Source organism: Streptomyces sp. MAR4 CNX-425 (genome assembly GCF_048656465.1).
In the GTDB taxonomy this organism is placed as follows: domain Bacteria; phylum Actinomycetota; class Actinomycetes; order Streptomycetales; family Streptomycetaceae; genus Streptomyces.
Window position 1 is genome coordinate 40,254 of sequence record NZ_JBMDLF010000009.1, and the last position, 26,960, is coordinate 67,213.

The 26,960-nt window shown below is 73.8% G+C and carries 23 protein-coding genes; 8 read left to right on the forward strand and 15 right to left on the reverse strand.

The window, feature by feature from the left end; genetic code table 11:
- Nucleotides 1-4: 4 nt before the first annotated feature.
- The 7 genes from ACHZ99_RS23830 to mce all read right to left on the reverse strand — a co-directional run bounded on the left by ACHZ99_RS23830 (nucleotide 5) and on the right by mce (nucleotide 9,361).
- Nucleotides 5-997: an ABC transporter permease gene (locus ACHZ99_RS23830; protein ID WP_420306766.1), complete on the reverse strand. Its 993-nt coding sequence runs from the start codon at nucleotides 995-997 to the stop codon at nucleotides 5-7.
- Nucleotides 994-2,118, reverse strand: coding sequence for an ABC transporter ATP-binding protein (locus tag ACHZ99_RS23835; RefSeq protein WP_420306767.1), 1,125 nt, complete (start codon nucleotides 2,116-2,118; stop codon nucleotides 994-996). Before ACHZ99_RS23835 ends, ACHZ99_RS23830 begins: the two co-directional genes overlap by 4 nt.
- A 118-nt stretch (nucleotides 2,119-2,236) precedes the next feature.
- Nucleotides 2,237-3,016 (reverse strand): ABC transporter permease subunit, encoded by a 780-nt coding sequence (locus tag ACHZ99_RS23840; RefSeq protein WP_420306768.1) that lies wholly within the window; start codon nucleotides 3,014-3,016, stop codon nucleotides 2,237-2,239.
- 5 nt (nucleotides 3,017-3,021) lie between these two features.
- A complete protein-coding gene (locus ACHZ99_RS23845) occupies nucleotides 3,022-4,080 on the reverse strand; it encodes an ABC transporter ATP-binding protein (RefSeq protein WP_420306769.1) in 1,059 nt (352 codons plus the stop codon).
- 215 nt (nucleotides 4,081-4,295) lie between these two features.
- On the reverse strand, nucleotides 4,296-5,234 hold the full coding sequence (locus ACHZ99_RS23850; RefSeq protein ID WP_420306770.1) for a cellulose-binding protein: 939 nt from the start codon (nucleotides 5,232-5,234) through the stop codon (nucleotides 4,296-4,298).
- Nucleotides 5,235-5,337: 103 nt separating this feature from the next.
- Nucleotides 5,338-8,721 carry a polarized growth protein Scy gene (gene scy / locus ACHZ99_RS23855; protein WP_420306771.1) on the reverse strand — a complete coding sequence of 1,128 codons (3,384 nt, stop codon included), beginning with the start codon at nucleotides 8,719-8,721 and terminating at the stop codon, nucleotides 5,338-5,340.
- A gap of 202 nt (nucleotides 8,722-8,923) precedes the next feature.
- Nucleotides 8,924-9,361, reverse strand: a complete 438-nt coding sequence (gene mce / locus ACHZ99_RS23860; protein ID WP_420306772.1) for a methylmalonyl-CoA epimerase — start codon at nucleotides 9,359-9,361, stop codon at nucleotides 8,924-8,926.
- Nucleotides 9,362-9,494: 133 nt separating this feature from the next.
- Here mce and ACHZ99_RS23865 point away from each other — a divergent pair, with 133 nt between their 5' ends.
- Both ACHZ99_RS23865 and meaB read left to right on the forward strand, forming a co-directional pair.
- The gene (locus ACHZ99_RS23865; protein WP_420306773.1) at nucleotides 9,495-10,703 is read left to right on the forward strand and encodes an acetyl-CoA C-acetyltransferase; all 1,209 of its coding nucleotides are present in this window, start codon (nucleotides 9,495-9,497) and stop codon (nucleotides 10,701-10,703) included.
- Nucleotides 10,704-11,008: 305 nt separating this feature from the next.
- On the forward strand, nucleotides 11,009-11,971 hold the full coding sequence (meaB, locus tag ACHZ99_RS23870; RefSeq protein ID WP_420306774.1) for a methylmalonyl Co-A mutase-associated GTPase MeaB: 963 nt from the start codon (nucleotides 11,009-11,011) through the stop codon (nucleotides 11,969-11,971).
- A 76-nt stretch (nucleotides 11,972-12,047) separates the two neighbouring features.
- On the opposite strand, the gene ACHZ99_RS23875 is transcribed toward meaB, so the two are convergent.
- Genes ACHZ99_RS23875 through ACHZ99_RS23885 form a run of 3 tightly spaced genes read right to left on the reverse strand, consistent with a single transcriptional unit; the run spans nucleotide 12,048 to nucleotide 14,063 of the window.
- Nucleotides 12,048-12,776, reverse strand: a complete 729-nt coding sequence (locus tag ACHZ99_RS23875) for an AIM24 family protein (protein WP_420306775.1) — start codon at nucleotides 12,774-12,776, stop codon at nucleotides 12,048-12,050.
- Nucleotides 12,773-13,423: an AIM24 family protein gene (locus tag ACHZ99_RS23880; protein WP_420306776.1), complete on the reverse strand. Its 651-nt coding sequence runs from the start codon at nucleotides 13,421-13,423 to the stop codon at nucleotides 12,773-12,775. Before ACHZ99_RS23880 ends, ACHZ99_RS23875 begins: the two co-directional genes overlap by 4 nt.
- A 1-nt stretch (nucleotide 13,424) precedes the next feature.
- Nucleotides 13,425-14,063 (reverse strand): AIM24 family protein, encoded by a 639-nt coding sequence (locus ACHZ99_RS23885; protein WP_420306777.1) that lies wholly within the window; start codon nucleotides 14,061-14,063, stop codon nucleotides 13,425-13,427.
- 129 nt (nucleotides 14,064-14,192) lie between these two features.
- On the opposite strand from ACHZ99_RS23885, the gene ACHZ99_RS23890 reads away from it, so the two are divergent.
- From ACHZ99_RS23890 to ACHZ99_RS23900, 3 genes are all read left to right on the forward strand, one after another.
- Nucleotides 14,193-14,537 carry a DUF3817 domain-containing protein gene (locus ACHZ99_RS23890; RefSeq protein ID WP_420306999.1) on the forward strand — a complete coding sequence of 115 codons (345 nt, stop codon included), beginning with the start codon at nucleotides 14,193-14,195 and terminating at the stop codon, nucleotides 14,535-14,537.
- A 132-nt stretch (nucleotides 14,538-14,669) separates the two neighbouring features.
- Nucleotides 14,670-16,583, forward strand: coding sequence for a glycosyltransferase family 2 protein (locus tag ACHZ99_RS23895; RefSeq protein ID WP_420306778.1), 1,914 nt, complete (start codon nucleotides 14,670-14,672; stop codon nucleotides 16,581-16,583).
- Between the two features lie 3 nt (nucleotides 16,584-16,586).
- Nucleotides 16,587-18,518 carry a galactose oxidase-like domain-containing protein gene (locus ACHZ99_RS23900; RefSeq protein WP_420306779.1) on the forward strand — a complete coding sequence of 644 codons (1,932 nt, stop codon included), beginning with the start codon at nucleotides 16,587-16,589 and terminating at the stop codon, nucleotides 18,516-18,518.
- Between the two features lie 205 nt (nucleotides 18,519-18,723).
- On the opposite strand, the gene ACHZ99_RS23905 is transcribed toward ACHZ99_RS23900, so the two are convergent.
- Together ACHZ99_RS23905 and ACHZ99_RS23910 are read right to left on the reverse strand one after the other, a co-directional pair.
- Nucleotides 18,724-19,734 (reverse strand): glycoside hydrolase family 6 protein, encoded by a 1,011-nt coding sequence (locus ACHZ99_RS23905; protein WP_420306780.1) that lies wholly within the window; start codon nucleotides 19,732-19,734, stop codon nucleotides 18,724-18,726.
- Between the two features lie 246 nt (nucleotides 19,735-19,980).
- Nucleotides 19,981-20,973: a DUF5937 family protein gene (locus ACHZ99_RS23910; RefSeq protein WP_420306781.1), complete on the reverse strand. Its 993-nt coding sequence runs from the start codon at nucleotides 20,971-20,973 to the stop codon at nucleotides 19,981-19,983.
- Nucleotides 20,974-21,057: 84 nt separating this feature from the next.
- Here ACHZ99_RS23910 and ACHZ99_RS23915 point away from each other — a divergent pair, with 84 nt between their 5' ends.
- Together ACHZ99_RS23915 and ACHZ99_RS23920 are read left to right on the forward strand one after the other, a co-directional pair.
- On the forward strand, nucleotides 21,058-22,374 hold the full coding sequence (locus tag ACHZ99_RS23915; protein WP_420306782.1) for an MFS transporter: 1,317 nt from the start codon (nucleotides 21,058-21,060) through the stop codon (nucleotides 22,372-22,374).
- A gap of 21 nt (nucleotides 22,375-22,395) precedes the next feature.
- A complete protein-coding gene (locus ACHZ99_RS23920) occupies nucleotides 22,396-22,902 on the forward strand; it encodes a MarR family winged helix-turn-helix transcriptional regulator (RefSeq protein WP_420306783.1) in 507 nt (168 codons plus the stop codon).
- 36 nt (nucleotides 22,903-22,938) lie between these two features.
- Here the strand turns inward: ACHZ99_RS23920 and ACHZ99_RS23925 are convergent, their stop codons facing one another.
- Nucleotides 22,939-23,280, reverse strand: a complete 342-nt coding sequence (locus ACHZ99_RS23925) for a DUF3817 domain-containing protein (protein WP_420306784.1) — start codon at nucleotides 23,278-23,280, stop codon at nucleotides 22,939-22,941.
- A gap of 149 nt (nucleotides 23,281-23,429) precedes the next feature.
- Here ACHZ99_RS23925 and ACHZ99_RS23930 point away from each other — a divergent pair, with 149 nt between their 5' ends.
- Nucleotides 23,430-25,139: an acyl-CoA mutase large subunit family protein gene (locus ACHZ99_RS23930; protein ID WP_420306785.1), complete on the forward strand. Its 1,710-nt coding sequence runs from the start codon at nucleotides 23,430-23,432 to the stop codon at nucleotides 25,137-25,139.
- A gap of 34 nt (nucleotides 25,140-25,173) precedes the next feature.
- Here ACHZ99_RS23930 and ACHZ99_RS23935 read toward each other — a convergent pair whose 3' ends face one another.
- Together ACHZ99_RS23935 and ACHZ99_RS23940 are read right to left on the reverse strand one after the other, a co-directional pair.
- Entirely contained in the window at nucleotides 25,174-26,148 is a 975-nt protein-coding gene (locus ACHZ99_RS23935; RefSeq protein WP_420306786.1) for an NAD(P)-dependent alcohol dehydrogenase, read from the reverse strand.
- Between the two features lie 66 nt (nucleotides 26,149-26,214).
- Complete coding sequence (locus ACHZ99_RS23940; RefSeq protein WP_420306787.1) at nucleotides 26,215-26,883, reverse strand: TetR/AcrR family transcriptional regulator; 669 nt, start codon at nucleotides 26,881-26,883, stop codon at nucleotides 26,215-26,217.
- Nucleotides 26,884-26,960: the final 77 nt, after the last annotated feature.

The window sequence follows — 26,960 nt, forward strand, 5'->3', positions numbered from 1 at the left end:
ACGGCTACACGTCCCGCTTCGACAGCAGCGCGAACGCCAGCACCAGCATCCCGCCGGTGACCGCGGCCAGCAGGCCCAGCAGACCCCAGCCGCCGACCGCCCCGTCCTCGAAGAACGGGATGCCGAAGAGCGCGGCCAGGCCGCTGAGCGGGGAGTACTCGACCAGCTTGCGCTGGACGTCCTCCAGGCTCTCGGTCTGCATGAACAGCGCGATGATCAGCGGCAGCAGGATGAAGCCGACCATCGTGGTGATGGCGCCCGCGGAGTGCCGCAGGATCGCGCCGACGGCCAGCGCGAGCAGCCCCAGCAGCGACACGTACAGCGCGGCGCCCACCGTGGCGTCGAACCACTGCCCGCCGGTGGCGATCAGCTCGCCGCTGTCGGAGACCGAGTCCTTGAACGTCGGGTCCTCGTACTCGTACCCGGGCACGGTCTGCCCGCCGAGAATCGCCGAGTGGATCACCGCGGTGATCGCACAGGCCACGGTGGTCAGGACGAAGGCGAGCACGAAGAACACCGTGGCCTTGGCCAGGAGCACCCGCCAGCGCTGCGGCGAGGCGGTCAGCGTGGTACGGATCATGCCCGTGCCGTACTCGGACGTGATCACCAGCACGCCGAGCGTGACGATGCAGATCTGGCCGAGCATCAGGCCGAAGAGCCCGCCGGAGAGCAGCGGGGCGCCGATCCAGTCGTCGGAGGCCATCGCCAGCGCGATGAGGAAGCCGACGCCGACGACCAGCACGAGCATGATGCCCAGCGTCCACATGGTCGAGCGCACCGAGCGGATCTTGGTCCACTCGGAGGCGAAGGCGTGGCCCAGGTGCGTCCTGACGATCGGGATCGGCGAGGAGTAGCCGCCGCCCGCGGGCGCGCCGCCGGGCGGCGGGGCGCCGGGGGCGGGGGCCTGGGCGGAGCCGGGCACGGCGCCCGGGAGCGGGGGCGTGCCGGGCGCGGGGCCGCCGGGGGCGGGGGCGGAGGGCTGCGGCGGGTAGCTCATCGGGGGGTCTCACCTTCGCGCTGGACGTACGGCGCGGCCGGGGGCGCCGGGGGTGCGTAGCCGGGCGCCGCGGGCGGCGGCGCGCCGGGGCCGGGCGGCGGCATCCCGGGCGGGCCCGCGGGCGGCGCGTAGCCGGGGGCGGGGGCCGCGTACCCCTGCGGGGGAACCGGCACGCCGGGCTGCGTGAGGCCCGTGCGCTGGTCGACCGTGGAGCGGAAGTCGACCGCGCCCTGGGTCATCCGCATGTACGCCTCCTCCAGCGACGCCTCGTGCGGCGACAGCTCCCAGAGCCGGATCCCGGCGTCGTGCGCCAGGTCGCTGATGCGCGGCAGCGGCATCCCGGTGACGCGCAGCGCCCCGTCCTCCTCCGGCCGCACCTGCCCGCCGTGCTCGGTGAGGGCGGCCGTCAGCTTCTCCCGCTGCCCCTCCTCCCCGTCGGGGACGCGGACCCGGGCGAAGCTCGCCGAGTGGGTGTTGATGAAGTCCCGCACGCTCATGTCGGCCATGAGCTGGCCGCGGCCGATGACGATGAGGTGGTCGGCGGTCAGCGCCATCTCGCTCATCAGGTGGCTGGAGACGAAGATGGTGCGGCCCTCGCTCGCCAGCTTCTTCATCAGGTTGCGGATCCACAGGATGCCCTCGGGGTCGAGGCCGTTGACCGGCTCGTCGAAGAGGAGGATCTGCGGGTCGCCGAGGAGCGCGCCGGCGATGCCGAGGCGCTGGCCCATGCCGAGCGAGAAGCCCTTGGAGCGGCGGCCCGCGACCTCGCGCAGGCCGACGACGTCGAGGACCTCGTCGACGCGGCGCTGCGGGATGCCGGAGAGCTGGGCGACGCAGCGCAGGTGGTTGCGGGCGCTGCGGCCGCCGTGCACGGCCTTGGCGTCGAGCAGGGCGCCGACCTGCCGGGGGGCGTTGGGCAGCCGGCGGTACGGATGGCCGCCGACGGTCACCGTGCCGCGGCTCGGCTCGTCCAGCCCGAGGATCATCCGCATCGTCGTCGACTTGCCGGCCCCGTTGGGGCCGACGAAGCCGGTGATGACACCGGGCTGGACGGTGAAGGAAAGGTCGTACACGGCGGTCTTGGCGCCGTAGGTCTTCGTCAGACCCCGTGCTTCGATCATGTGGCCCCCTGCGTCGGACATGGGGGCGCGCGGTCGTTCCCGTCCCCCTGGAGGCTAAGAGGCTACCGGGGCGCTTCCGGTTCCCGGCGGGCAGGCCGCGGGAGGGCCGGGAGGGCGGTCAGGCGTCGCGCTTCTTCAGCACGGCGTACCCGCCGATCAGCGCCGCGGCCGTCCAGGCGCACATGATGCCGAAGCCGCCCCACGGCCCGTAGGGCAGCTTGTCGGTGTCCAGCGCGCCCGGCACCACCTGCATGACCGCCGAACCCGCCTGGTCCGGCAGGTACCGCGCGACGTCCCGCGTGGCGGGGACGCCGGCCAGGATCGAGGAGACGAGGAAGAAGAACGCCATCAGCAGGCCGAGCGAGAGCACCGTGCTGCGCAGCATCGCGGCGACGCCCATGGAGAACATCGCGATCACCGTCATGTAGAGCCCGGCGCCGATGACGGCCCGCAGCACGTTGTCGTCGGTGATCGACGCGTTGTGCTCGCCGAGGAGGGCCTGACCGAGGAAGAAGGTGATGAAGCTGGTGAGCAGCCCGACGGCCAGGGCGAGCAGCGTGGCGACGGCGATCTTGGAGACGTAGAACGAGGCGCGCTGCGGCACCGCGGCCAGCGAGGTCCTGATCATGCCGGAGCTGTACTCCGTGCTGACCACCAGGACGCCGAAGACGACCATCGCCAGCTGGCCGAGCATCATGCCGAAGAAGCTGACCAGGGTGGGGTCGAAGGTCGCCCGCTCGGCGGCCGAGAGGTCGTCGAACGTGGCGTTCATGACGCCGGACAGAAGCGCGCCCACCGCGGCGGTGAGGACCAGCGCCGCGGCCAGCGTCCACATCGTAGAGCTGACCGAGCGGACCTTGGTCCACTCCGACTTGAGCACTGCCGAGGGTGCTGCCATGGCCGTCAGTCTCCCTTGCCCCACTGCGGACCCTGACCCGGCGCCGGCGGCGGCGGCGCGGGCGGCACCGCGCCCGGCGGCGGCGCCCCCGGCGGTACCGCGCCGGGCGGCACGGGGCCCGCGGCGCCGGCCGCCGCGGCGGCGTTCGGGTCGCTCAGATCGTGTGCGTGGTATTCGACCGCCTGGGCGGTCATCTGCATGAACGCCTCCTCCAGGGAGGCCTGTTGCGGACTCAGCTCGTGCAGCGTGACCCGGTGCTGCGCGGCCAGCTCGCCGACCGGCTCGGCCATGTCGGCGCCCTCGACCTCGAACGTGCCGTCCTCGCGCAGGCTGACCGCCAGGCCCGCCGCGCTCGCTGCGTCCTTGAACTGCTCGGGCTGCGGGGTGCGGACGCGCACGTACGACCGGGAGTTCTCCCGGATGAAGCCGGCCATCGAGGTGTCGGCGAGCAGCTTGCCCTGGCCGATGACGACGAGGTGGTCGGCGGTGAGCGCCATCTCGCTCATCAGGTGGCTGGAGACGAAGACCGTGCGGCCCTGGGCGGCGAGGCTCTTCATCAGGTTGCGGATCCAGTGGATGCCCTCGGGGTCCAGCCCGTTGACCGGCTCGTCGAACATCAGGATCTCGGGGTCGCCCAGCAGGGCGTACGCGATGCCGAGGCGCTGGCCCATGCCGAGCGAGAAGCCCTTGGACTTCTTCTTCGCCACCGCCGTCAGGCCGACGGTCTCCAGCACCTCGCTCACCCGGGAGGCCGGGATGCGGTTGCTCTGCGCCAGGCAGAGCAGGTTGTTGTACGCGCTGCGGCCGCCGTGCATGTTCTTCGCGTCCAGCAGGGCGCCGATGTACTTCAGCGGCTCCTGGAGATCGCGGTAGTGCTTGCCGTCGATGCGCACCGAGCCCGCCGTGGGGTTGTCGAGGTCGAGCATCATGCGCATCGTCGTCGACTTGCCGGCGCCGTTCGGCCCGAGGAATCCGGTGATCATGCCGGGCCGCACCTGGAAGGTCAGATGGTCGACGGCCAGCTTGTCGCCGTACCGCTTGGTGAGCCCCTCCAGTTCGATCATGCGCCAACCCTAGGCGGGGACGGCTCCGAGCGCATCTCCTGTGGACAATCGACACAAGCGGATCGGCGCCCTCCGCGGCGGGGCGGAGGGCGCCGGACACCGGCGTCGCGACCGGCCGCACGACCGGCCCCGTGGCCGGCCGCGCTCCGGGTCTGTTCCGGGCTTGCGGGTGCCGTGCGGCCGGGGCGGGCGTCACCCGCCCGGCCGCACCGGCGTCAGCGGGACTGCTGGGCGGGCACGCCCGGCTTGTCCTCGACCTCGTCGGCCCCGCCCGCCTGGGCGGCGACCTGGGCGCCGGTCAGCGTGGCCAGCATCTCGCGGACGTTGGTCAGCTGGGCGTTGATGCTGTCGCGGCGGTTGGTGAGGGCCGCCAGCTCGCGCTCGGACTCGCTGCGGATCCGCTCGGCCTTCTGGTTGGCGTCGGCCACGATGTCCTCGGACTGGCGCTGCGCGGTCTCCACCGTCTGGCGGGCGCGGCGCTCGGCGTCGGTGCGCAGCTTCTCGGCCTCCAGGCGCAGCTGCTCGGCCCGGTGCTCGATCTCCGCGAGGCGCTTCTCGGCCTTGGCCTGGCGGGAGGCGAGGTCGCGCTCGGACTGCTCGCGGCGCTTGGCGAGGTTGGTCTCGAAGTCCGCGGCGGCCTGGGCGGCCTTGGCGCGGGTCTCCTCGAAGAGGGTGTCCGCCTCCTCGCGCTTGGACTGCGCGTCCTTCTGCGCCTCGGCGCGCAGACCGGCGGCCTCGCCCTTCGCCTTCTCGACGATCCGGGCGCCCTCTTCCTCGGCCTTGGCCTTGCGCTCGGCGGCGAACGACTCGGCGTCGTTGCGCACCTGCTGCGCGGACGACTCGGCCAGCTCGCGGTGCTGGTCGGCGGCGCGGCGGGCCTCCTCGCGCAGGTCCTTGGCCTCTTCCTCGGCCAGCCGCAGGATCTTCTCAACCCGGGCACCGAGGCCGGCGTACGACGGCTCGGAGTCGGCGATCTGCGCCTGTGCGTTCTGCGTCTCGAGGTGGAGCTCCTCGATGCGCTTTTCGAGGGAGGTGATGCGCGAGAGGGCACTGTCGCGGTCGGCTACGAGCTTGGTGATCCGCTCGTCCACCTGCTCGCGATCGTATCCGCGCCTTGCGAACTCGAAACCGAAGGGGTTGGCAGTGTCGCTCATGGGGTTCCTGTCGAAAGAGACCGGGTGAGGTGATAAGGGGAATCCTAGGGGTGCTGACGGCGTGTCACAGCGTCAATGTCGGTTTGATCTGGAGAATGTCCGCTCAATCGAGTGGTCTGCCTCCGGCCTGCTTGCTCCCGGACCGGGCCGCGGCGGCCGCGGGAGCCTTCCCACCGCCGTCCTTCCCCTTGCTGACCTGGCTGTTCTTGCCGTCCTTGGCGTCCTTGGCGTCCTTGCCGTTCGCCCCGGCGGCGCCGGGGCTCTCGAAGGACTCCAGGGCTTCGAGGACGTCCTGCACGCGGGAGATCTCCGCGTTGATGTCCTCGTGTCTGCGGGTGATCAACTCCAGCTCGCGGCGGCCCTCTTCGACCATCCGCTTGGCCTCGGCGCGCGCGTCGGCCTTCGTCCGCTCGGCCGCGTCGAACGCCTCGGCCTGCTTCTGCTCGGCCTCCTTGAGCAGCCCCTCGGCCTTCTTCACCGCGGCGATACGGACCTTGCCCGCCTCGCCCTTGGCGTCGGTGAGCATCTGCTCGGCGCGCGTCTCGGCCGCGTTGAGCTGCTCGTGAGCGGCGGCGACGAGTTTGTCGACGCGCTCGCCGGCCGCCTTGGTGGCCTCCGCGGCCTCCCGCCGGGCGCGGTCGTGCAGCGCGTCGGTCTCGGCCTCGGTACGGGTCCGCAGCTCCTCGGCGCGCTCGCGGATCGCGGCGGAGTCCCGGCGGGCCTCCTCCAGCAGCCGGTCGGCGTCCGCGCGGGCCTTCTCCACCAGACCGCCCGCCTCGGCGGTGGCGTCGCGCACCAGCCGGTCGGACTCCTTGCGGGCGGCGGCGACCATGACGTCGGCCTGCTCCTCGGCGGCCGCGGTGGCCCGGGTGGCCTCGTCGTGCGCCTTCTCGACCAGCTTGTCGGCCTGTTCAGCGGCCTCGCCGCGGCGCTTCGCGGCATCGCTGCGGGACTCGTCCCGGACCCGCTCAGCCTCGGTACGCAGCCGATCGGCCTCTGCTAGGGCCTCGTTGACGGTCGACTCCGCCAACTCCTTGGCGGCGTCCGTCTCCTCCTTCGTCTCCCGGCGCAGCGTCGCCGCGGCGTGCTCCGCGGCCGAGCGCAGGCCGGCGATCTCCTCGTCGGCCTGCTCGCGCAGCTCGCTCACCGAGTCCCGTACCTGCTGGGCCGTCTGCTCGGCGGCGGCCACCAGCTCGCGCGCCCGGCGCTCCGACTCCTCGGTGACCCGGGCGGCCTCGGCCTGCGCCTCCTCGACCCGCTTGCGCGCGGAGGCCAGCAGCTCCTCCGCCTGCCGGGTGGCCTGCGTGCGCTCCCGCTCCGCCTCGCCCCGCGCGGCGGTCAGCATCTCCTCGGCCTCGCGCCGCCGGCGCGCGGCCTCCTCCTGCGCGGCGGTCAGCGCCTCCTGCGCCTGGGCCCCCAGCCGCTCGGCGGCCGCGGCCGCCTCGGAGCGGACCCGGTCGGCCGCCTCCTGGGCCTCGCGGCGCAGCCGCTCGGACTCGCCGGTGGCGTCCTCGTGCAGCCGCTGGGCGGCGGCCTCGGCCTCGGCGCGGGTCGCCGCGGACTCGGTGGCGGCCTCCTCGCGCATCCGGGCCGCCTCGGACTGCGCCTGCTGCTGGAGCGTACGCAGCCGCTCCGCCGCCTCCGCGCGCAGCCGCTCGGTCTCCTCCGCGGCCTCCCGGCGGATCCGCTCCGCCTCGGTACGGGCCTTGGCCAGCGCCTCGTCGGCGGCGGTGACCCGGTCGGCCGCCTCCTGCTGGAGCCGGTCGAGCTCCGTCTGCACCTCGGCCCGGCGCGCGGCGACGGCCTCGTCGGCCTCCGTACGCGTCTTCTGCGCGGCCTCCGCCGCCGCCTCGGTGATCTTCGTGGCCTGCGCCTCGCCCTCGGCGCGCAGCTCGTCCGCCTCGGTACGGGCCTTGGCCAGCGCCTCCTCGGCCCGCTCGCGCAGCGTCGCGGCCCGCTCGGCGGCCTCGCGGCGCACCCGCTCGCCCTCGGCCGTCGCGGCCTCGCGCAGCTCCTCGGCGTCGGTGCCGGCCTTCGCCAGCAGCTCCTCGGCGGACTTCGCCGCCTCCTCGATCTGGCCGACCGCGTCCCGGCGGGCCTCGCCGCGGATCCGCTCGCCCTCGGCGGTGGCCTCCGTGCGCAGCTGCTCGGCCTCGTCGCGCAGCCGCCGGGCCTCGCCCTGCAACTCGACGGTCTTGGCCCGGAACTCCTCGGTGTCGTCCTTGGCCGCGCCCTTGAGCTGCTCGGCCGCCGCCGCGGCCTCCTCCCGCAGCCGGTCGGCCTCGGCCTCCGCCTCCCGGCGGATCCGGTCGGCCTCCTCGCCGGCGGCGCTGGTGGTGTCCTCGGCCTGCTTCGACGCCTTGTTGAGCACGTCCTCGGCGTCCTTGGCGGCCTTCGCGATGGCGTTCGCGCTGTCCTCCGCGGAGCGCGTACGGGCCGTCTCCTCGGCCTCCGCGATGAGGGCCTCGGCCTGCGTACGGGCGTCGGCGCGCAGCTGCTCCGCCTCCGCCTTGATCGCCTCGGCCTCCTTGGTGGCCTCGCCGACCAGCCGGGCGATCTCGTTGCGCGTCGTCCGCATCCGCTGGTCGGCGCCCGCCTCGGTCTCGGCGATCTTCTTGGTCGCCGCCTCCTCGGCCTGCGCCACCAGCCGGTCCGCCTCGGTGCGCGCGGCGCGCAGCGCGCTCTCCGCCTCGGCGAGCTTCTCCTCGGCCCGGCGCTGCGCGTCGGTCGCCTCCCGGCGGGCCTCCTCCGCCTCCCCGGCCGAGGAGCTGCGCAGCTGCTCGGCGTGGGCGGTGGCCTCCTGGGCCTGGGTGGACGCGGCGGCCAGCAGCCGCTCGGCGTCCGCGCGGGCCCGCCGCAGCAGGTCCTCGGCCTCGGCCCGGGCCGCCTCCGCCTCGCTGCCCACCCGCTGACGGGCCTGCTCGGACTGGCGCTGCGCCTCGGCCCGGGCGGCGGCGATGATCCGGTCCGCCTCGGTCCTGGTCTCGTCCATCAGCCGGCGGGCCTGCGCCTCGGTGCGGGAGCGCAGCTGCTCGGCCCAGGAGACGTTCTCGTTGACGTGGGTCTCGACGGTGGTGCGGCGCTCGGCCAGCTCCTCGTCCAGCCGCTGCCGCCGGGCGATCGCCTCGGCGTGCAGATCGGCCTCCATCCGGGCCTGGCGCTCCGCGTGCTCCTGGAGCAGCCGCTGCGCCTGGGCGCGGGCCTCGCGCAGCTCGCGCTCGGTGTCGGCGCGCATCTGGTCGGCCTGGGCCTGGGCGTTGCGGAGCAGCTGCTCGGCCTGGTGGCCCGCGTTCTCGAAGGAGTTGCGGGCGCCGATCCCGCGGCGCGCCTCGTGCAGCTTGGCGCGCAGCACCTCGACCTGGTAGGCGAGGTCCTCGGCGTGCTGGACGGCCTTCTCCCGCTCCTTCTTCAGCCGCTCGATCTCGGCCTCGAACTGCGAGAGCCCGTCCATCACGGCGTCAGGCTCGTAGCGGTCGTAGCCCCGCACTGCGCGGTCCCATCCGTCCCCGGGTTTCTGCGTACTGGTGATGACTCGGCCGATGACCGTGGCGTGTGCTGTGCTGGCGAGTTGCCGGGTCGCCGAGTCACCGAGTCGCTGCGTTCGTGTGCTGCTGTCGATGGTGTCAGATGATCGGGCCGCCCAGGACGCGGGCGGCCCCCTGCACTCTACCGGCCATGGGAATCAAAGGTCAGTGCGCGCCCGAGGCCGGTGCGGAAGTGACCAATTCTGTCAGTACCCCGTGGCAGTCCTTGGGGTGCAGGAACGTGATCCGCGAGTCCATCGAACCGCGCCGCGGCTCGTCGTAGAGGACGCGTACGCCCTTGTCACGGATGCCGGCGGCGTCGGCGTCGACGTCCGCGGTGCCGAAGGCGATGTGGTGGACGCCCTCGCCGTTCTTCGCCAGCCACTTGGCGACGGGCGAGTCCTCGCGGACGGGTTCGAGGAGTTGCAGGTACGAGGCGCCGCCGTCGGACGTGTCGTTGATCTTCAACATGGCCTCGCGGACGCCCTGCTCCTCGTTGACCTCGGTGTGGAACACCTCGAAGCCGTAGGTGGCGCGGTAGAACTCGACGGTTGCGTCAAGGTCATGACAGGCGATTCCGATGTGGTCGATGCGTGTCAGCATCCGACCAGTGTCCCCCGTCCGGCGGGATGTCACGCAACGTGCGCACGGTCACACCGAACGAACCGTGACCCGGCCGCGTACCGCTCAGTACGCTGGAGTTAACCCTCATTCACTTCTCCCCGAAGGGGACCGCATGACTGGCAGTGGCACCTCAGGCACCACGTCCGTGATCGTCGCGGGCGCCCGAACCCCGATGGGGCGCCTGCTCGGCTCCCTCACCCCGTTCTCCGGTGCGGACCTCGGCGGCTTCGCGATCGAGGCGGCGCTGACGCGTGCGGGCGTCGGCGCCGGCCAGGTCGAATACGTGATCATGGGCCAGGTGCTCCAGGCCGGGGCCGGCCAGATCCCCGCGCGGCAGGCCGCCGTGCGGGCGGGCATCCCCATGAGCGTGCCCGCGCTCACCGTCAACAAGGTCTGCCTCTCCGGCCTCGACGCCATCGCCCTGGCCGACCAGCTCATCCGCGCCGGCGAGTTCGACATCGTCGTCGCCGGCGGCCAGGAGTCCATGACCAACGCCCCGCACGTGCTGCCGAAGTCCCGCGAGGGCGTGAAGTACGGCGCGCTGGAGATGCTCGACTCCATGGCGCACGACGGGCTCACCGACCCCTTCGAGGGCATCGCCATGGGCGAGTCCACCGAGAAGCACAACACCCGCCTCGGCATCGCCCGCGAGCCCCAGGACGCCTTCGCCGCCGCCTCCCACCAGCGGGCCGCCGCCGCGCGGGAGCGGGGAATCTTCGCCGAGGAGATCACCCCCGTCCAGGTCCCCCGCCGCAAGGGCGACCCCCTCGTCGTCGACACCGACGAGGGCATCCGCCCGGACACCACCCCCGAAGGGCTGGCGAAGCTGCGCCCCGCCTTCTCGCCCGACGGCACGATCACCGCCGGCACCGCCTCGCAGATCTCCGACGGCGCCGCCGCGGTGGTCGTCATGAGCCGCGCCAAGGCCGAGGAGCTGGGGCTGACCTGGCTCGCCGAGATCGGCGCGCACGGGAACGTGGCCGGCCCCGACAACTCGCTCCAGTCGCAGCCCTCGAACGCCATCCAGCACGCGCTGAAGAAGGAGGGCATCGACGTCGGCGACCTCGACCTCATCGAGATCAACGAGGCCTTCGCCGCCGTCGCCGTGCAGTCCATGAAGGACCTCGGCGTCACCCCCGAAATGGTGAACGTCAACGGCGGCGCCATCGCGCTGGGTCACCCGATCGGGGCGTCGGGCGCCCGGCTCGTCCTGCACCTCGCCCTCGAACTGCGCCGCCGCGGCGGCGGCGTCGGCGCGGCAGCCCTGTGCGGGGGCGGCGGCCAGGGCGACGCGCTCCTGCTGCGCGTGCCGGCGGCCTGACGGCCGCCGTGGCGTGCGCCCGCCCCGCCGCCGGGGCGGGCCCCGCCGCGTGACCGGGCCCCTCGCCCCGGCAGCGGCCCGGCCGGCGGTGGGCCCGCGGCCGGTCGCCGCGCTCACCGGGCCGCCGCCGCGGACCGCCCGGGCCCGGCCCCGGGCCCCGGGGTCCCGCCTCCCGGCTCCTCCGGGGCCGGGGCGGCAGCCCCGGGTGCGCGCCGCGGGCGCACGGGGTCCGGGGCGGCGCCCCGGTTTGGGAAAGGGGCGGGGCTGGGGAGACCACCCCGCACGGACGCAAGGAGCGATCACACATGCCAGCCGCCGACGTAACCGCGCTCGTGGCCGCCGCCCGCGAGGGCGGCCCGCGGGCCGTGGCCCGGCTCATCACCCTGGTCGAGGGCGCGTCGCCGCAGCTGCGCGAGGTGATGGCCGCCCTCGCCCCGCTCGCCGGCCGCGCCTACGTCGTCGGGCTCACCGGCTCGCCCGGCGTCGGCAAGTCCACGTCCACCTCCGCCCTGGTCACCGCCTACCGCAGGCGCGGCAAGCGGGTCGGCGTGCTGGCCGTCGACCCCTCCTCGCCGTTCTCCGGCGGGGCGCTGCTCGGCGACCGGGTGCGGATGGGCGAGCACGCCTCCGACCCCGGCGTCTACATCCGCTCCATGGCCACCCGCGGCCACCTCGGCGGCCTCGCGTGGTCGGCGCCGCAGGCGATCCGGGTGCTGGACGCCGCCGGCTGCGACGTGGTGCTGGTCGAGACCGTCGGCGTCGGGCAGTCCGAGGTGGACATCGCCGGGCAGGCCGACACCTGCGTGGTGCTGCTGGCGCCCGGCATGGGCGACGGCATCCAGGCCGCCAAGGCCGGGATCCTGGAGATCGGCGACGTGTACGTGGTCAACAAGGCCGACCGCGACGGCGCCGACGCCACCGCCCGCGAGCTGAACCACATGCTCGGCCTCGGCGAGGCCCGCGCCCCCGGCGACTGGCGCCCGCCGATCGTCCGGACCGTCGCCGCCCGCGACGAAGGCACCGACGAGGTCGTCGAGGCGCTGGAGAAGCACCGGGCCTGGATGGAGGAGCGCGGCGTGCTGGCCGAGCGCCGGCTGCGCCGGGCGGCCCGGGAGGTCGAGACGATCGCGGTGACCGCGCTGCGCGAGCGCATGGCCGACCTGCACGGCGACCGCCGGCTGTCGGCGCTGGCGGAGCGGATCACGGCGGGGGAGCTGGACCCGTACGCCGCGGCCGACGAGCTGCTGGCGGGCCTGACCGGCGGCTGAGACCCGGGCGGGCGGGCGCGGGTCTGCCGGCGTACGGCGTACGGACCGGGCGCCCGGCCCGTACGCCCGTAAACCCCTACCGGCCGAACCCCGCGGGGCCCGCCTGGCCGACCCCGCCCGGCACGCCCTGCTGGCCCGGCACGGCCCCCGTCGCCAGCCCGGCCTGCATCGTCTCCGTCGACTGGAGCAGCACCTGCCCGGCCCCGGTGAACTGGAACTGGTGCTCCTCGCCGGACGCGCCGCCGATGCCGGTCATGGCGCGGATGCCGCCGAGGAGGCCCTGCATGTAGCCGTGGTCGTAGTGGTGGCACGGCGAGGGGCAGTCGGCCCACCCCACCAGCGCCTGCGGGTCGACCCGGATCGGCGGCTCGACGAAGACGACGGCGCCGTTGGAGACGGCCACGAACTTCCCGGTGCCGATCAGCGTCAGGAACCCCGGCACGATCGACTGCTTCAGCTCCAGCCCCGGCTCGAAGGCCAGCAGGTTCCCGGAGCGGATCGTGAGGTTGCCGTCGTCCAGGTCGTAGGAGTTGACGTCGAACGCCCGGTCCGCGAGCAGCATCATGCCGTTGCCCTGCGCCACCACCCAGTCCGCGGCGTGCAGCGGCGAGTGGAAGCTGCCGGCGACGAGGCCCTCGAACGCCCCGTGGCCGACGCCGTCGAAGGAGATCTGCCCGTAGTAGGCGATCATCTTCCCCTTCTGCACGAACCACTGGCCGTTCAGCGCGACGCTGAAGGCGTACGGGTGGACGTTGTCGTTCTGCGGCAGTGTCTGCGCGTCGTGGACGACGGGTCCGGCGGTCACAGCTTCTCCTCCGATGCCTGCACGTACACCGTGCCGTTGCCCGACAGCTCCAGCTGGAACGCCTCGCCGGAGCCGCGCCCCACCATGTCGCGCCAGCCGAGCGCGGTGGAGAGCTTGTTCTGCACCTGGCCGCGGTGCGCGACGTACGCCTGCGGGTCGACGTGCACCGGCCGCTGCGGGGTGATCGGCAGCTCCAGCACGCCGCCGTGGGCCATCACCGCCACCGCGCCGTGCCCGGCGAGGGTGGTGGTGAACAGGCCCTGGCCGGTGACCTGGCCGCGGACCATGCCCATCACGCCGCCCTGCTGGCCCAGGAACATCGTGCCCTGCTGCAACGAGCCGTCGAAGGCCAGCAGCCGGTCGGCCTCGACGTAGAGGGTGTCGCCGGTCAGCTCGACGACGTGCACCTCGTGGCCGCCGTGGCCGAACATCACGGTGCCCGAGCCCTCGACGGTCATCAGCGGCGTCGCCTCGTTCGCCACCCGGCGGCCGATCATCGACGTGAGCCCGCCCTGGCCGCCCTGGATGTTGGGCGTGAAGCTGACCTGCCCGGTGTAGGCGAGCATCGCCCCCCGCTGGCTGTACATCGTCCGGCCGGGTGACACCTGCGCCTCGGCGATCTTCGAATTGAGCATGCGGAACGGCATCTCAGACCGCACCCCCCACCGTGTTGCGCTCGCTGGGCTGGACGTAGACGACGCCGTCGCCCTCGAAGCGGATCTGGAACGCCTCGCCGCCGCCCTCGCCGATGAGGGTGCGGAACGTCGCGCCGGACTGGAAGTGCTGCTGGACCTGGCCGGTGTGGGCGACGTACGCGCCCGGGTCGACGACCAGCGGCATGTGCGGCGCGACCCGCAGGACGACCGCGGGGCCGTCGGACATGATCGCCACCTGGCCGGTGCCCTCCACGGTCGTGGTGAACAGCCCGGTGCCGGTGCTGGCGCCGCGCATCCCGGAGAAGCTCGTCCCCGTCTTGAGCCCCCCGTCGGTGACCAGCAGGTTGCTGGACTCCACGTAGAGCTTGTCGGACTGGAGCCCGACCAGGTTGATCACGCTGGCCCGGTCGGCGAAGTAGCAGGTGCCCTGCCCCTTCACCTCCATCAGCTCCATCTGCTCGCCGGTCAGCCGGCGCGTCACCATCCCCCGTATGCCCTCGCCGCCCCCCGTGAGCTTTTTGAACGACATCTGGCCGTCATAGGCGACCATCGAGCCGTTCTTCGCCTTCACCCCGTCGCCGGCCATGTCCACGGCCAGCACCTTGCTGCCTTGTAGTCGAAACTGAGCCACGGGCCGACGCTAGCCGCTCGGCCACCCCTCCCGGAAGGGAGGATCCGGGCCGCTGACACAATAGGGTCCAGTTTGCCCGGGGAGGTCCCCCGGTGCCCGGACGATCCGAAGGCTGTACCCATGGACCATGTGGACCTCCAGACCGCGTCCGCTCTGCGGCGGCTCCGGCTGATCTCCGCCCCCGAGGCGGTCTCCTTCCTGCTGCTGCTCGTCTGCTCCGTGCTGAAGCGGACGACCGACTTCGACGCGGTGCCGGTCATGGGGATGATCCACGGGCTGCTCTTCATCGGGTACGTGCTCTTCCTCGCCGACGCCTGGAACCGCACCCGGTGGCCCGCCAAGCGGGCCGGGCTCTACTTCGTCCTGGCCGTGCTGCCGGGCGGCGGCTTCGTCGCCGAGCGCATGCTGCGCCGCGAGGTGGAGGCCGGGATCATCGCCGCGCGGGCCCGCCGGGAGGGCGTCGTCGGCGCCTGACCGGCGCCCGCCGGCCGTCCGGCCGGCCCGTGGGCGGGGCGGAACCCCCCGCACGGCCCTCTCCCGTTCGACACGCAGTCAATTTCCGCTTTTGGTGGGATATGTCGGCGTTGTCGTACCTGCGGAGGGATCGTGCGGCCGGAAGGCTATGACTACGAGAAGTTCAGCCGCCTCGCGGGGCCGCTGACGGATCCCGATCCGTCCCGGCCCTACCGGGTGCGCTACACGCGCCTGCTCTCCCGTGAGCCGCACCGCGTCCGGGCGGTCCTGCTCATGGCGCTCGCGCCGCTGCTGTCCGGGGCCCTGCTGCTCTACCTGGTCTGGCCCGCGCACTGGACCGAGCGCACCGGCGCCCCGCCCTGGCTGCTCACCGCGGACGCGGTGATGCTCATATCCATCGGGCTGATCGAGTCGTTCCGGCTGGTCAACGTCGTCTCGATCGCGCACGCCACGATGGTCGCCCGGGACCCCGTCCCGGTCACCGCGGAGCCCGGGACCCGGGTCGCGTTCCTCACCACGTACGTGCCGGGCAAGGAGCCCATCGCCATGGTGCGCGGCACGCTCACCGGCGCGGCCGCGCTCCGGCACGACGGCCCGCTGGACGTCTGGCTGCTCGACGAGGGCGACGACCCCGAGGCCCGGGCGCTCTGCGCGGAGCTGGGCGTACGGCACTTCAGCCGCAAGGGCGTGCCGCACTGGAACACCGAGGAGGGCCCGCACCGCGCGAAGACCAAGCACGGCAACTACAACGCCTGGCTGGAGTCGCACGGCGACGCCTACGACTTCTTCGCCTCCGTCGACACCGACCACGTGCCGCTGCCGGGCTACCTGGAGCGGATGCTCGGCTACTTCCGCGACCCCGACGTCGCCTTCGTCGTCGGCCCGCAGGTGTACGGCAACTACGACACCGCCGTCACCAAGTTCGCGGAGAGCCAGCAGTACCTCTTCCACGCGCTGATCCAGCGCGCCGGCAACGCCTACGGCTCGCCGATGTTCGTCGGCACGAACAACGCGGTGCGCGTCTCGGCGCTCAAGCAGATCGGCGGCCTGTACGACTCGATCACCGAGGACATGGCCACCGGCTTCGAGCTGCACCGCACCCGCAACCCGGACAGCGGCCGGCACTGGAAGTCGGTCTACACCCCGGACGTGCTGGCCGTCGGCGAGGGGCCCAACTCCTGGACCGACTTCTTCACCCAGCAGATGCGCTGGTCGCGCGGCACGTACGAGACGCTCATCCGCCAGTACGGGCGCGGCGGCGCGCGCTTTCCGCTGCGGCGCCTCCTCAACTACTCGCTGATGCTCGTCTTCTACCCGATGGCCGCGGCCACCTGGTTCCTCGGCGCGCTCAGCTGCACGCTCTTCCTCTGGCTCGGCTCCTCCGGCACCCAGGTGCCGGCCTCGGTGTGGCTGATGCTGTACAGCGACGCCGCCGCCCTGCAGATCTGCCTGTACCTGTGGAACCGGCGGCACAACGTGTCGCCGCACGAGCCCGAGGGCTCCGGCGGCCTCGCCGGGATGGTGATGTCGGCGATGTCGGCGCCGATCTACTTCACGTCCTTCAGGGCGGCGGTGCTGCGCCGGCCGTGCCGGTTCGTGGTGACGCCCAAGGGCGGCGACGCGAGCCCCGACCGGCTGGCGACGTTCCGTATCCACCTGTTCTGGGCGGGGCTGCTGGCGGTCTCGTTCCTGGCGTCGCTGGTCCTGGGCCACTCGCACGTCGCGATGCGCACCTGGACGCTGCTCGCCGTGGGCCTCGCGCTCGCGCCGGCGGCGATCTGGCTCTGGTCCGGGTGGCAGCTGCGCCGTACGAACCGGCGCGAGGACGTGCGGCGGCGGGCGGCGCTGGCGGCGGCCGTGGCGCTGCGCGGGCGGGCGAGGGGGCTGGCCCGGCTGTGGAAGCCGGCCAGGGCGGTCGAGGACGCGGGCGGCACGGCCCAGCCCGCGGCGGCCACGGCGGCCACGGCTGCCACGGGGGCTGCGGGGGCCGCGGGGGCACCGGCCACCACGACGACGAGTACGGCGACGACGACGAGCGGGAGCTGATCCATGGCGTACCGGCCCGGGAAACGGACGAGGAAGACGGCGATAGGCACGGGCGTGGTCCTGCTGCTGGCGGGGCTCAACGCCCCCGCGGCCATAGGCTTCGCCGAGGAGCAGTACCACGAGTACCGGATATCCAGGCCCGAATACAAGCGGGAGTACGGCTCCTGGCAGGTGCAGGAGACCCCGGACTCGTACAAGGTCAACGCGATCCACGCCACCCTGCTGCACACCGGCAAGGTGCTGCTCATCGCCGGCTCCGGCAACGACGAGAAGCAGTTCGACGCGGGTACGTTCCGCACCGTCCTGTGGGACCCGGAGAAGAACAGCTACGAGGAGATCCCCACCCCCGCCGACATGTTCTGCGCCGGCCACACCCAGCTCGCCGACGGCCGGCTGCTGGTCGCCGGCGGCACCGCGCGCTACGAGCGGCTCGACGGCGACGTCGAGCGCGCCGGCGGCCGGATGCTGGTGAAGAACGAGGACCCGGACAAGCCGGTGACGCTCAAGAAGGGCACCGGCTTCATATCCCCCTCCGGCCTCGTCTACCGCACCACCGCGAAGATCACCGTCCCGGCCGCGGAGAAGAAGACGCGCAAGCGCGGCAAGCCGGTCGTCACCGCCGCCGAGGCCAACGTCTTCGTCGAGGCCGACGAGGAGGGCCGCGGCTACGTCCAGGACCGCCAGGCGCAGTACGCCGTCGAGGGCCTGACCGGCAAGGACGCGGACAACGTCTACGGCCTGGCGCAGAAGCTCACCATGGACAAGCAGGACTTCCAGGGGATCAAGGACACCTTCGAGTTCGACCCGGAGCAGGAGCGCTACGTCCGCGTCGACCCGATGGACAAGGCCCGCTGGTACCCGACGCTGGTGACGCTGCCCGACGGCAAGGTGCTGTCGGTCTCCGGCCTCGACGAGTCCGGCGAGATCCTCTACGGCGACAACGAGATCTACGACCCCGAGACCCGGAAGTGGTCCAAGGCGCCGACCCGCTACTTCCCGACGTACCCGGCGCTCTTCCTCACCAAGGGCGGCAAGCTCTTCTACTCCGGCGCCAACGCCGGCTACGGCCCGGCCGACCGCGGCCGCAAGCCCGGCATCTGGGACCTGGAGGACAACTCCTTCACCACCGTCCCGGGCCTGTCCGACCCCGACCAGCTGGAGACCGCCGGCTCGCTGCTGCTGCCGCCCGCCCAGGACCAGAAGGTCATGGTGCTCGGCGGCGGCGGGGTGGGGGAGTCGAAGAAGTCGACGCCGCGCACCGCGGTCATCGACCTGACGAAGGACGACCCGGCATACAAGGACGGGCCCCCGCTGCCGCAGGGCACCCGCTACCTCAACAGCGTGATCATGCCGGACGACTCGGTCTTCACCACCGGCGGCTCCGGGGACTACCGCGGGCGCAGCGACAGCGACATCAACAAGGCCCAGTTCTACGACCCGGAGACCAACTCCTTCACCCCCGCCGCCGATCCGGAGGTGGGCCGCAACTACCACTCCGAGGCCCTGCTGCTCCCCGACGGCCGGGTCGCCACCTTCGGCTCCGACCCGCTCTTCGGCGACGAGGCCAACACCCGGCCCGGCACCTTCGAGCAGCGCATCGAGGTCTACACGCCGCCGTACCTGCACCGGGGCGACGAGGAGGAGCGGCTGGAGATCGGCCGGGGGCCGGAGAAGCCGGGGCGGGGCGAGGAGGCGACGTACCGGGTCGCGGGGGCCGAGCGGGTGGCGAAGGCGCGGCTGATGCGGCCGGGGTCCGTCACCCACGTCACGGACGTCGAGCAGCGCTCGATCCAGCTGGACGTGGAGAAGGGCGACGGGGAGGTGACGGTGACCGTGCCGGAGGACCCGACGCTGGTGCCGCCCGGCTGGTACATGCTCTTCGTCACCGACGGCGAGGGCGTGCCGTCCGAGGCGAAGTGGGTGCATGTGCCGTGACGAGCCCGCCGGCGGGGCCGCCGCCCCTCGGCCCCGCCGGCGTACGGGGCGGCTCCGCCGGTGCGCCGGAGCGGTGCGGCTCCGGTGAACAAGGCGTCCGCACGGGAGGGCGTCGGCTGACTCGGGCGGGAGACGGAGAACCCGGACGGGACGGGGACCGGTTCGTGCGGGAGACGCGGCGGGGCCGGTTCGTACGGGACGGGGGTCAGTCCGCGCGCCGGGCCAGGCCCAGGGCGTAGTCCGGCCACCACGCGCCGGCCTTGGGGCCGCCGCGGCACGGCCCGTCCGACTCGCCGGGGCGCTTGACCCAGAGGAACGCGTCGGCCAGCTCGTCGCCGGTCCGCGTGGTCGGCGGCTCGCCGAGGGCCCGCCCCGGGGGGTTGCACCACACCTGGCCGGGCGGGCCCTCCAGCGGGCCGTTGCCGTTGCGGCTGGTGTCGATGACGAAGTGGGCGCCGTCGAGCAGCCCGGAGAGCCGGCGGCCGTAGGCGAGCTGCTCGTCGGTGCGCTGGAAGTTGGACACGTTGAGCGCGAAGCCGTCGGCCGCGCCGATGCCGGCGCGCCGCAGCGCGTCCGCCAGCTTGGCGGGGTCGGTGATCCAGGAGGAGTTGCCGGCGTCGAGGTAGACCTTGACGCCCGGGTGCTCCTTGAGCCGGGCGATGGCCCCGGAGATCAGCCGGAAGCGCTCCTCGTGCAGCTCCGGCGGGGTGCAGCCGTCCACGACGTGCGGGATCGCGTCCGGCTCCAGGACCACCAGCGCTCCGGCGTCGCCGATGCCGTCGGCGAAGGAGCCGATCCACCGCTCGTACGCGGCGGCGTCGGGGGCGCCGCCGGCGGAGTGCTGGCCGCAGTCGCGGTGCGGGATGTTGTACGCGACGAGCACGGCGGTACGGCCGGCCGCCGCGGCGCCGCGGACGGCGGCGCGCACGTCGGCGCCGGGGTCGTGGCCGCCGGTGGGCCACTCGGCGACCGGGCGGTCGGCGATCCGCTCCAGCAGCTCGGCGTCCTCCGTCCGCCCCTGCCGCCGCCACTCGCGCACCTGGTGGGCGGCCTCGGTGGCGGGGTCCACCCAGAACGGCGACTCCGCCGCCGCGGCGGGGCTTGCGCCGCCGTCCCGCGGCCCGTCCCCGCCGTCGTCGCCGTCGTCACCGGCCGAGCAGCCGAGCAGGACGCCGAGGAGCAGGACGCTGACGAGCGTACGGATCCGCGCTGACATCCACTTCTCCCGCGGCAGACGAACGGACAGAACCTGATGATCGTGACATAGCGGAACTTTCCCCAGGGGGCGCCGCGCCCGCGTGCCCGGGCGCCGCGGGCCGGAGGCGTCCGGATGGGCGTCAGCCGCGGACCGCGTCCCGCGGGGTGGCGCGGCCGGGGACACGGCCGCGCGGGTACCGGGCGGCCGTAGCCGTGGGTGTGGCCCGGCGGCCGAGTGCGCCCCGCGCCCGCCGCGGGCGGCCGCTCAGCCGCCCGCGGCGAGGGCGGCGCCGAGCGGCGTGCGCTCGTACAGCACCCGGTGGCGCTCGCGGCGCGAGGTCAGCAGGCCCGCCGCGCGCAGCACCGACAGGTGCGCGGAGACCGAGGACGGGGCCAGGCCCAGGCGGCGGGCCAGCGCGGAGGTGGAGGCCGGCTCGCCGAGCGCGGCGAGGACGGCGGCCCGGCCGGCGCCGAGCAGCCGCGTCAGCGCCTGCGCCGTCTCGGGGGCGGGCTCCGACCACAGGGCGCCGATGCCGCGGGCGGGGTAGATGACGGTGGGCTGCCAGGGCGGCTGGAAGCCGGTCACCACGTCCGGCCAGGCGAAGGCGCTGGGCATCAGCAGGAGGCCGTCGCCGGCGAGGTCGCGCTCGTAGAAGTAGTCGTTCTTGGTCCGTACGGTCAGCAGGCCGTCCTCGAACGACAGCCGGTTGTGCAGCAGCGCGAACAGTTCGCCGAGACCTGCGGACGCCAGTTGCCGGGCGCGGTAGTCGATGTCCGCCTCCAGCAGGTCGTGCAGCCGCGGCCAGAACGGTTCGACCAGCACGTGCCAGGCGCGCTCGGTGACGTCGGCCAGCAACGCGACGGCGGCGGCCGGGTCGTCGAGCAGCCTGCGGCCGAGCGGGGACTCCGCGGCGCCGGGGATCGTGCTGAACGACAGGGTCATCTCGGCGTGCGCCAGCGCCGGGTCCGTGGCGCGCAGCTGGGCGAGGCCGTCGGCCACCGAGGTGTACCCCGCCCGCGGCGGACCGCCGAGGAAGTCCGGCGTGTAGCTGGGGCCGGCGCTCGGTATGAACAGCCACAGCGGTTCGAGGTCGAGCCCGGCGGCGGCGTCGCCGAGCCGGCGCAGCCACGGCCGGTGGTAGCCGTGGCGCTCGGTGCGGCGCAGGGTCCGGATCGCCTCGTGGGTCTCGAAGACCGGGGAGACCGCGAAGCGGCAGCGGAGCAGGTCGTCGGGACCGAAGCGCAGGTACACCGGCATGGCGGGCCCCCCTTCTCCGGCCGGGTGATTCGGCTCGTGCCGAAAGACTACGGCCCGGCACCGGCGGCGGGCCACGCTCCCGTGATGAGCGACACCACAGCCCCGGACGGCGGGGCCGCACCCGTGTCCGCCGCCCCGCCGTCCGGACCGGGCGCCGCCGCCGACCGGCGCGCCCGCTACGCCGACGTCTTCCGGGTCCGCGAGTTCCGGTTCGTCTTCGCCGCCCACGTCATGTCGATCACCGGCGAGGTCGTCGCGGCCATCGCGCTGACCGTCCTCGTCTACGACCGCACCGGCTCCCCGCTGCTGAGCGCGCTGACGCTCGGCGTCGGCCTGCTGCCGTACCTCGTCGGCGGCACCCTGCTGTCCTCCGTCGCCGACCGGCTCCCCGCCCGCCGGGTGCTGGTGACCTGCGACCTGCTCGCCGCCGGCTGCTTCGCGCTCATGGTGCTCCCGGGCATGCCCGTCGCCGCGCTGCTGGCGCTGCGCTGCGTCGCCGGCGTCATCTCGCCGGTCTTCACCGGCACCCGGATCGCCACGCTGGCCGACATCCTCGGCGCCGGCGACCGGTTCGTCCTGGGCCGCTCCGTCATCCGGCTCACCGCGCAGGCGGCGCAGCTCGTCGGCTTCGCCCTCGGCGGGCTGCTGGCGGCGTTCTCGCCGCGCGCCACGCTGACGGTGACGGCGCTGGGCATGCTCGGCTCCGCGCTGGTGCTGCGCTTCGGCACCCGCGCCCGCCCGGCGCGGGCCGCGGCCGCGGGCGCGGGGGCGCGCGGCGGCGCGAGCACCGTCGGCGCGTCGCTCGCCGCCGCCGGCACGTTCCTGCGCGACCGCCGCATCCGGGCGCTGCTGCTGCTCACCTGGATCCCGCCGACCTTCGTCGTCGCCCCCGAGGCGCTGGCCGCCGCGTACGCCGACGAGCTGGGCATCGGCGCGGTCGGGCTCGGCCTGCTCATGACCGGCATGCCGGTCGGCGCGGTCACCAGCGAGATCCTCGCCGGGTCGCTGCTCGGCCCGCGCGGCCGGGAGCGGATCGTCTTCCCGGTGGCGGTGCTCTGCACGGTCCCGGCGATCGGCTTCGCCACGCACCCCTCCTTCGGCTGGGCGCTGCCGCTGCTGGTGCTCACCGGGTTCGGCATCTCGTACTCGCTCGGGCTCGACCAGTGGTTCGTCGCCGCCGTGCCCGAGGAGATGCGCGGCCGGGCGATGACGCTCCAGACCGCCGGGCTGATGACGTTGCAAGGCGTGGGCATGGGCGCGGCCGGCGCGGTCGCCGAGTTCGTCCCGGTGCACCTCGCCGTCGCCGCCGTGGGGACGACGGGCACGCTGTGCTCGCTGCTCGTCTGCCTGGAGGTGCACCGGACGCGACCGAAGCGTGAGACCGGGCTGACCACGACATGACCGGGGGGTAGGGTCGGCGGCGTGCCGAAGCCGCTGAGCCTGTCGTTCGACCCCATCGCGCGCGCCGACGAACTGTGGCGCCAGCGCTGGGGAGCCGTGCCCGCCATGGGGGCGATCACCTCGGTGATGCGCGCCCACCAGATCCTGCTGGGGCAGGTCGACGCCGTCGTCAAGCCGTACGGGCTGACCTTCGCGCGCTACGAGGCGCTGGTGCTGCTCACCTTCTCGCAGGCGGGCGAGCTGCCGATGTCCAAGATCGGCGAGCGGCTGATGGTGCACCCGACGTCGGTGACGAACACCGTCGACCGGCTGGTGAGGTCCGGCTACGTGGCCAAGCGCCCCAACCCCGACGACGGCCGCGGCACGCTCGCGTCGATCACGGACCGGGGCCGCGAGATCGTCGAGGAGGCGACGCGCGATCTGATGGCGATGGACTTCGGGCTGAGCGCCTACGACGACGAGGAGTGCGCGGCGATCTTCGCGATGCTGCGCCCGCTGCGGATAGCCGCCGGCGACTTCGAGCAGTAGCCCGCGCGGGCCGCGCGCCCGCGCCTACGCCACCGCCTAAGCCTCCGCCACCGCCGGCTCGCCGCCGGCCGCGACGAGCGGCTCGACCTCCCGGCTGACCTTCCGCTCGACGAAGAACGCGGCGGTCGGCACCGTCCCCGCGAGCAGCACCCAGACCTGCCTGCCGACCGGGAACTTCGCCTGCGAGCCGAGCTGGAAGGCGAAGACGAGGTAGACGATGTACAGCCAGCCGTGGGCGATGCTCACGACCTTGGTGAAGCCGTCCGCGCCGGAGAGGTCCAGGGCGTACTTGCCGATCATGCCGAGACACAGCAGGACCAGGAGCACGCCGGTCACGTACGCCATCGTGCGGTAGCGGGTGAGGACGCTCTTCTTCATGACACCGAGCCTAAACCCCGCGGGGGACACGCCGTGACCACCCCCACCCGGGTCAGGTGTTGCGCGGGCGGGCCGGGGGCGTGCGACACTTACTAGGACGTCCTAGTAAGTGCGCCGCGCGATCCGCGCGCACAGGGAGGCGGTACGGCATGGACGCTGGTGCCCACAAGGCCCTCGAAGACGGCCGGCGCCGCTGGCAGGCGCGCTACGACGCGGCCCGCAAGCGCGACGCCGACTTCACCACGCTCTCGGGCGACGACGTCGAGCCGGTCTACGGCCCGCGCCCGGGGGACGTCTACGAGGGCTTCGAACGCATCGGCTGGCCCGGCGAGTTCCCCTACACCCGCGGCCTGTACGCCACCGGATACCGCGGCCGGACGTGGACGATCCGGCAGTTCGCCGGCTTCGGCAACGCCGAGCAGACCAACGAGCGCTACAAGCTCATCCTCGGCCACGGCGGCGGCGGCCTGTCCGTCGCGTTCGACATGCCCACCCTCATGGGCCGCGACTCCGACGAGCCGCAGTCCCTCGGCGAGGTCGGGCACTGCGGCGTGGCCATCGACTCCGCCGCCGACATGGAGGTGCTGTTCCGGGACATCCCGCTGGGCGGCATCACCACCTCGATGACGATCAGCGGCCCGGCCGTCCCGGTGTTCTGCATGTACCTGGTCGCGGCCGAGCGTCAGGGCGTGGACCCCGGCGTCCTCAACGGCACGCTCCAGACGGACATCTTCAAGGAGTACATCGCCCAGAAGGAGTGGCTCTTCCAGCCCGAGCCGCACCTGCGCCTCATCGGCGACCTGATGGAGTACTGCGCCGCGCGCATCCCCGCGTACAAGCCGCTGTCCGTCTCCGGCTACCACATCCGCGAGGCCGGCTCGACGGCCGCGCAGGAGCTGGCGTACACCCTCGCCGACGGCTTCGGCTACGTGGAGCTGGGCCTGTCCCGCGGGCTCGACGTCGACGACTTCGCCCCCGGCCTGTCCTTCTTCTTCGACGCCCACGTCGATTTCTTCGAGGAGATCGCCAAGTTCCGCGCCGCCCGCCGCATCTGGGCCCGCTGGCTGCGCGACGAGTACGGGGCGAAGAGCGAGAAGGCGCAGTGGCTGCGCTTCCACACCCAGACCGCGGGCGTGTCGCTGACCGCCCAGCAGCCGTACAACAACGTGGTGCGCACCGCTGTCGAGGCGCTCGCCGCGGTCCTCGGCGGCACCAACTCGCTGCACACCAACGCCCTCGACGAGACCCTGGCGCTGCCCAGCGAGCGGGCCGCGGAGATCGCCCTGCGCACCCAGCAGGTGCTGATGGAGGAGACCGGCGTGGCCAACGTCGCCGACCCGCTCGGCGGCTCCTGGTACGTCGAGCAGCTCACCGACCGGATCGAGGCCGACGCGGAGAAGATCTTCGAGCAGATCCGCGAGCGCGGCCGGCGCGCCCACCCGGACGGGCGGCACCCCGTCGGGCCGATCACCTCCGGCATCCTGCGGGGCATCGAGGACGGCTGGTTCACCGGCGAGATCGCGGAGTCCGCCTTCCGCTACCAGCGGGCGCTGGAGAAGGGCGACAAGAAGATCGTCGGCGTCAACTGCCACACCGGCTCCGTCACCGGCGACCTGGAGATCCTGCGGGTCAGCCACGAGGTCGAGCGCGAGCAGGTGCGGGTGCTGGCCGCGCGCAAGGCCGCCCGCGACGACGCCCGGGTGCGCGCCGCGCTGGACGGCCTGCTGGCGGCCGCCCGGGACGGCGGCAACATGATCGAGCCGATGCTCGCGGCGGTACGGGCCGAGGCCACGCTCGGCGAGATCTGCGGCGCCCTGCGCGAGGAGTGGGGCGTCTACACCGAGCCGGCCGCCTTCTGACCCGTACCGGCGCGGAGCGGGCGGGGGAGCGGGGTCACACGATCAGGACGGACTTGCCGCGCGTGTGGCCCTTCTCCCAGTCCCGGATCGCCTCGGCGGCCTCGTCGAGCGCGTACCGCCGGCCCACGACCGGCTTGATCGTGCCGGACTCCAGCAGGCCGCGCACCTCCTCGACGTCCCCGGGCGTGGGGCGTACGTAGGGCGCCTTCACCTTCCGGCCGGAGAACAGCGAGCGCACGGAGCCGCCCAGCGAGCGCGGCAGGTCGCCGACCCAGTCGCCGCCGCCCTCGCCGCCGACGAGGACGATCGTGCCGCGCGGCGCCAGGACGCGGCGGAGCGCGCCGAGCGGGCGGTTGCCGGCGGTGTCGAGCACGAGGTCGTAGCGGGCGGTGCCGGCGGTGACGTCCTCCTCGGTGTAGTCGACCACGTGGTCCGCACCGAGCGAGCGGACCAGCGCGGTCTTGTCCGTCCCGCAGACGCCGGTGACCTCCGCCTCGCGTGCCTTGGCCAGCTGGACGGCGAACGTGCCCACGCCGCCGCCGGCGCCGAGCACCAGCACGTGCCCGCCCGTCCGCAGCCCGCCCGCGTCGCGCAGGGCGCGCAGGGCGGTGATCGCGGAGGTGGGCACGGCCGCGGCGGCGTCGAAGTCCACGCCCGCCGGCTTGGCCGCGAACATCTCCGCGGGGCCGCGGCAGTACTCGGCGAAGGTCCCGTCGCTGCCGATGCCGAACACGTCGTCGCCCGGCGCGAAGCGGGTGACGCCCGCGCCGACGGCCGCGACGGTCCCGGCGGCGTCCCAGCCGCGCACCCGCACCTTCGGCGCCCGCAGGCCGAAGCCCATCAGGCGCATCAGATACGGGCGGCCGGTCATGAGGTGCCACACGCTCGGGTCGACGCCGGCGGCCCGTACGCGTACGACGATCTCGCCCGCGCCGGGCTCCGGCCGGTCGACCTCGGCGGCCCGCAGCACCCCGGCCGGGCCGTAGCGGTCCTGGACGATCGCCCTCATGGTGCCCCTCCCCGCGGTGGGTGCCAGCATCGCGCCCCGGGCGCGGCGGCGGTAGACCCGGAGGGACTATTGCCCCGACGGGTCCGCGCCGCCCGGGTCCGGGCCGGGGCCCGGGTCCGTCAGGGCGGCCAGGCCCCGGGTCAGCAGGGTGGCGAAGGTGGTCGCCCACGCCGCCGTCACCGGCTCCGCGCTGACCAGCAGCCGGTGCAGCACGGAGCCGGCGATCACGTCGAAGATCATGTCCGCGTTGCGGTCCGCCGCCGCCGCGTCGGCCTCCACCGGCAGCTCCCCGCGCGCCCGCGCCCGTTCGCGCCCCTGGAGCACCAGGTGCTTCTGCCGGTCCACGATCGCGCCGCGGAGCCGCTCGCGCAGCGCCGCGTCGTGCGTCGACTCCGCGACCACCGCCATCAGCGCGCCCCGCGTCCGCGGCTCCCGCAGCAGCGCGGCGAACTGGAGCACCACGCCCTCGACGTCCCGCGCCAGGCTGCCGTGGTCCGGCAGCCGCAGCGAGTCGAAGAGGTCGGCGAGCGCGTCCAGGACGAGTTCGTTCTTGCCCGGCCAGCGCCGGTAGAGCGTGGTCTTCGCCACTCCCGCGCGGGCCGCGACGTCCCCGAGCGTCACCCCGGCCCAGCCCGCCTCGGCGATCGCGGCCCGGGCGGCGTCCAGGATGGCCCGGTCCGCGGCCGCGCTGCGCGGGCGGCCGGCCCGCCGGGCGGACGGGGTCTCGTGGCTCATGAGCTGGACCTTATCCCTTCGCCGCCCCGCTTCTCCGGGGGGCGCTCCATGGTTTACGCTACGACTCGTAGCGTAAG

Bases quoted from the DNA above. Each gene is read 5' to 3' on its own strand.
- mce (WP_420306772.1), bottom strand. From the start codon at position 9,361: ATGCTGACACGCATCGACCACATCGGAATCGCCTGTCATGACCTTGAC.
- ACHZ99_RS23925 (WP_420306784.1), bottom strand. From the start codon at position 23,280: ATGAAGAAGAGCGTCCTCACCCGCTACCGCACGATGGCGTACGTGACC.
- ACHZ99_RS23850 (WP_420306770.1), bottom strand. From the start codon at position 5,234: ATGAGCGACACTGCCAACCCCTTCGGTTTCGAGTTCGCAAGGCGCGGA.
- ACHZ99_RS23830 (WP_420306766.1), bottom strand. From the start codon at position 997: ATGAGCTACCCGCCGCAGCCCTCCGCCCCCGCCCCCGGCGGCCCCGCG.
- ACHZ99_RS23940 (WP_420306787.1), bottom strand. From the start codon at position 26,883: ATGAGCCACGAGACCCCGTCCGCCCGGCGGGCCGGCCGCCCGCGCAGC.
- ACHZ99_RS23865 (WP_420306773.1), top strand. From the start codon at position 9,495: ATGACTGGCAGTGGCACCTCAGGCACCACGTCCGTGATCGTCGCGGGC.
- ACHZ99_RS23900 (WP_420306779.1), top strand. From the start codon at position 16,587: ATGGCGTACCGGCCCGGGAAACGGACGAGGAAGACGGCGATAGGCACG.
- ACHZ99_RS23935 (WP_420306786.1), bottom strand. From the start codon at position 26,148: ATGAGGGCGATCGTCCAGGACCGCTACGGCCCGGCCGGGGTGCTGCGG.
- ACHZ99_RS23910 (WP_420306781.1), bottom strand. From the start codon at position 20,973: ATGCCGGTGTACCTGCGCTTCGGTCCCGACGACCTGCTCCGCTGCCGC.
- ACHZ99_RS23845 (WP_420306769.1), bottom strand. From the start codon at position 4,080: ATGATCGAACTGGAGGGGCTCACCAAGCGGTACGGCGACAAGCTGGCC.
- meaB (WP_420306774.1), top strand. From the start codon at position 11,009: ATGCCAGCCGCCGACGTAACCGCGCTCGTGGCCGCCGCCCGCGAGGGC.
- ACHZ99_RS23915 (WP_420306782.1), top strand. From the start codon at position 21,058: ATGAGCGACACCACAGCCCCGGACGGCGGGGCCGCACCCGTGTCCGCC.
- ACHZ99_RS23905 (WP_420306780.1), bottom strand. From the start codon at position 19,734: ATGTCAGCGCGGATCCGTACGCTCGTCAGCGTCCTGCTCCTCGGCGTC.
- ACHZ99_RS23835 (WP_420306767.1), bottom strand. From the start codon at position 2,118: ATGATCGAAGCACGGGGTCTGACGAAGACCTACGGCGCCAAGACCGCC.
- ACHZ99_RS23930 (WP_420306785.1), top strand. From the start codon at position 23,430: ATGGACGCTGGTGCCCACAAGGCCCTCGAAGACGGCCGGCGCCGCTGG.
- ACHZ99_RS23880 (WP_420306776.1), bottom strand. From the start codon at position 13,423: ATGCCGTTCCGCATGCTCAATTCGAAGATCGCCGAGGCGCAGGTGTCA.
- ACHZ99_RS23840 (WP_420306768.1), bottom strand. From the start codon at position 3,016: ATGGCAGCACCCTCGGCAGTGCTCAAGTCGGAGTGGACCAAGGTCCGC.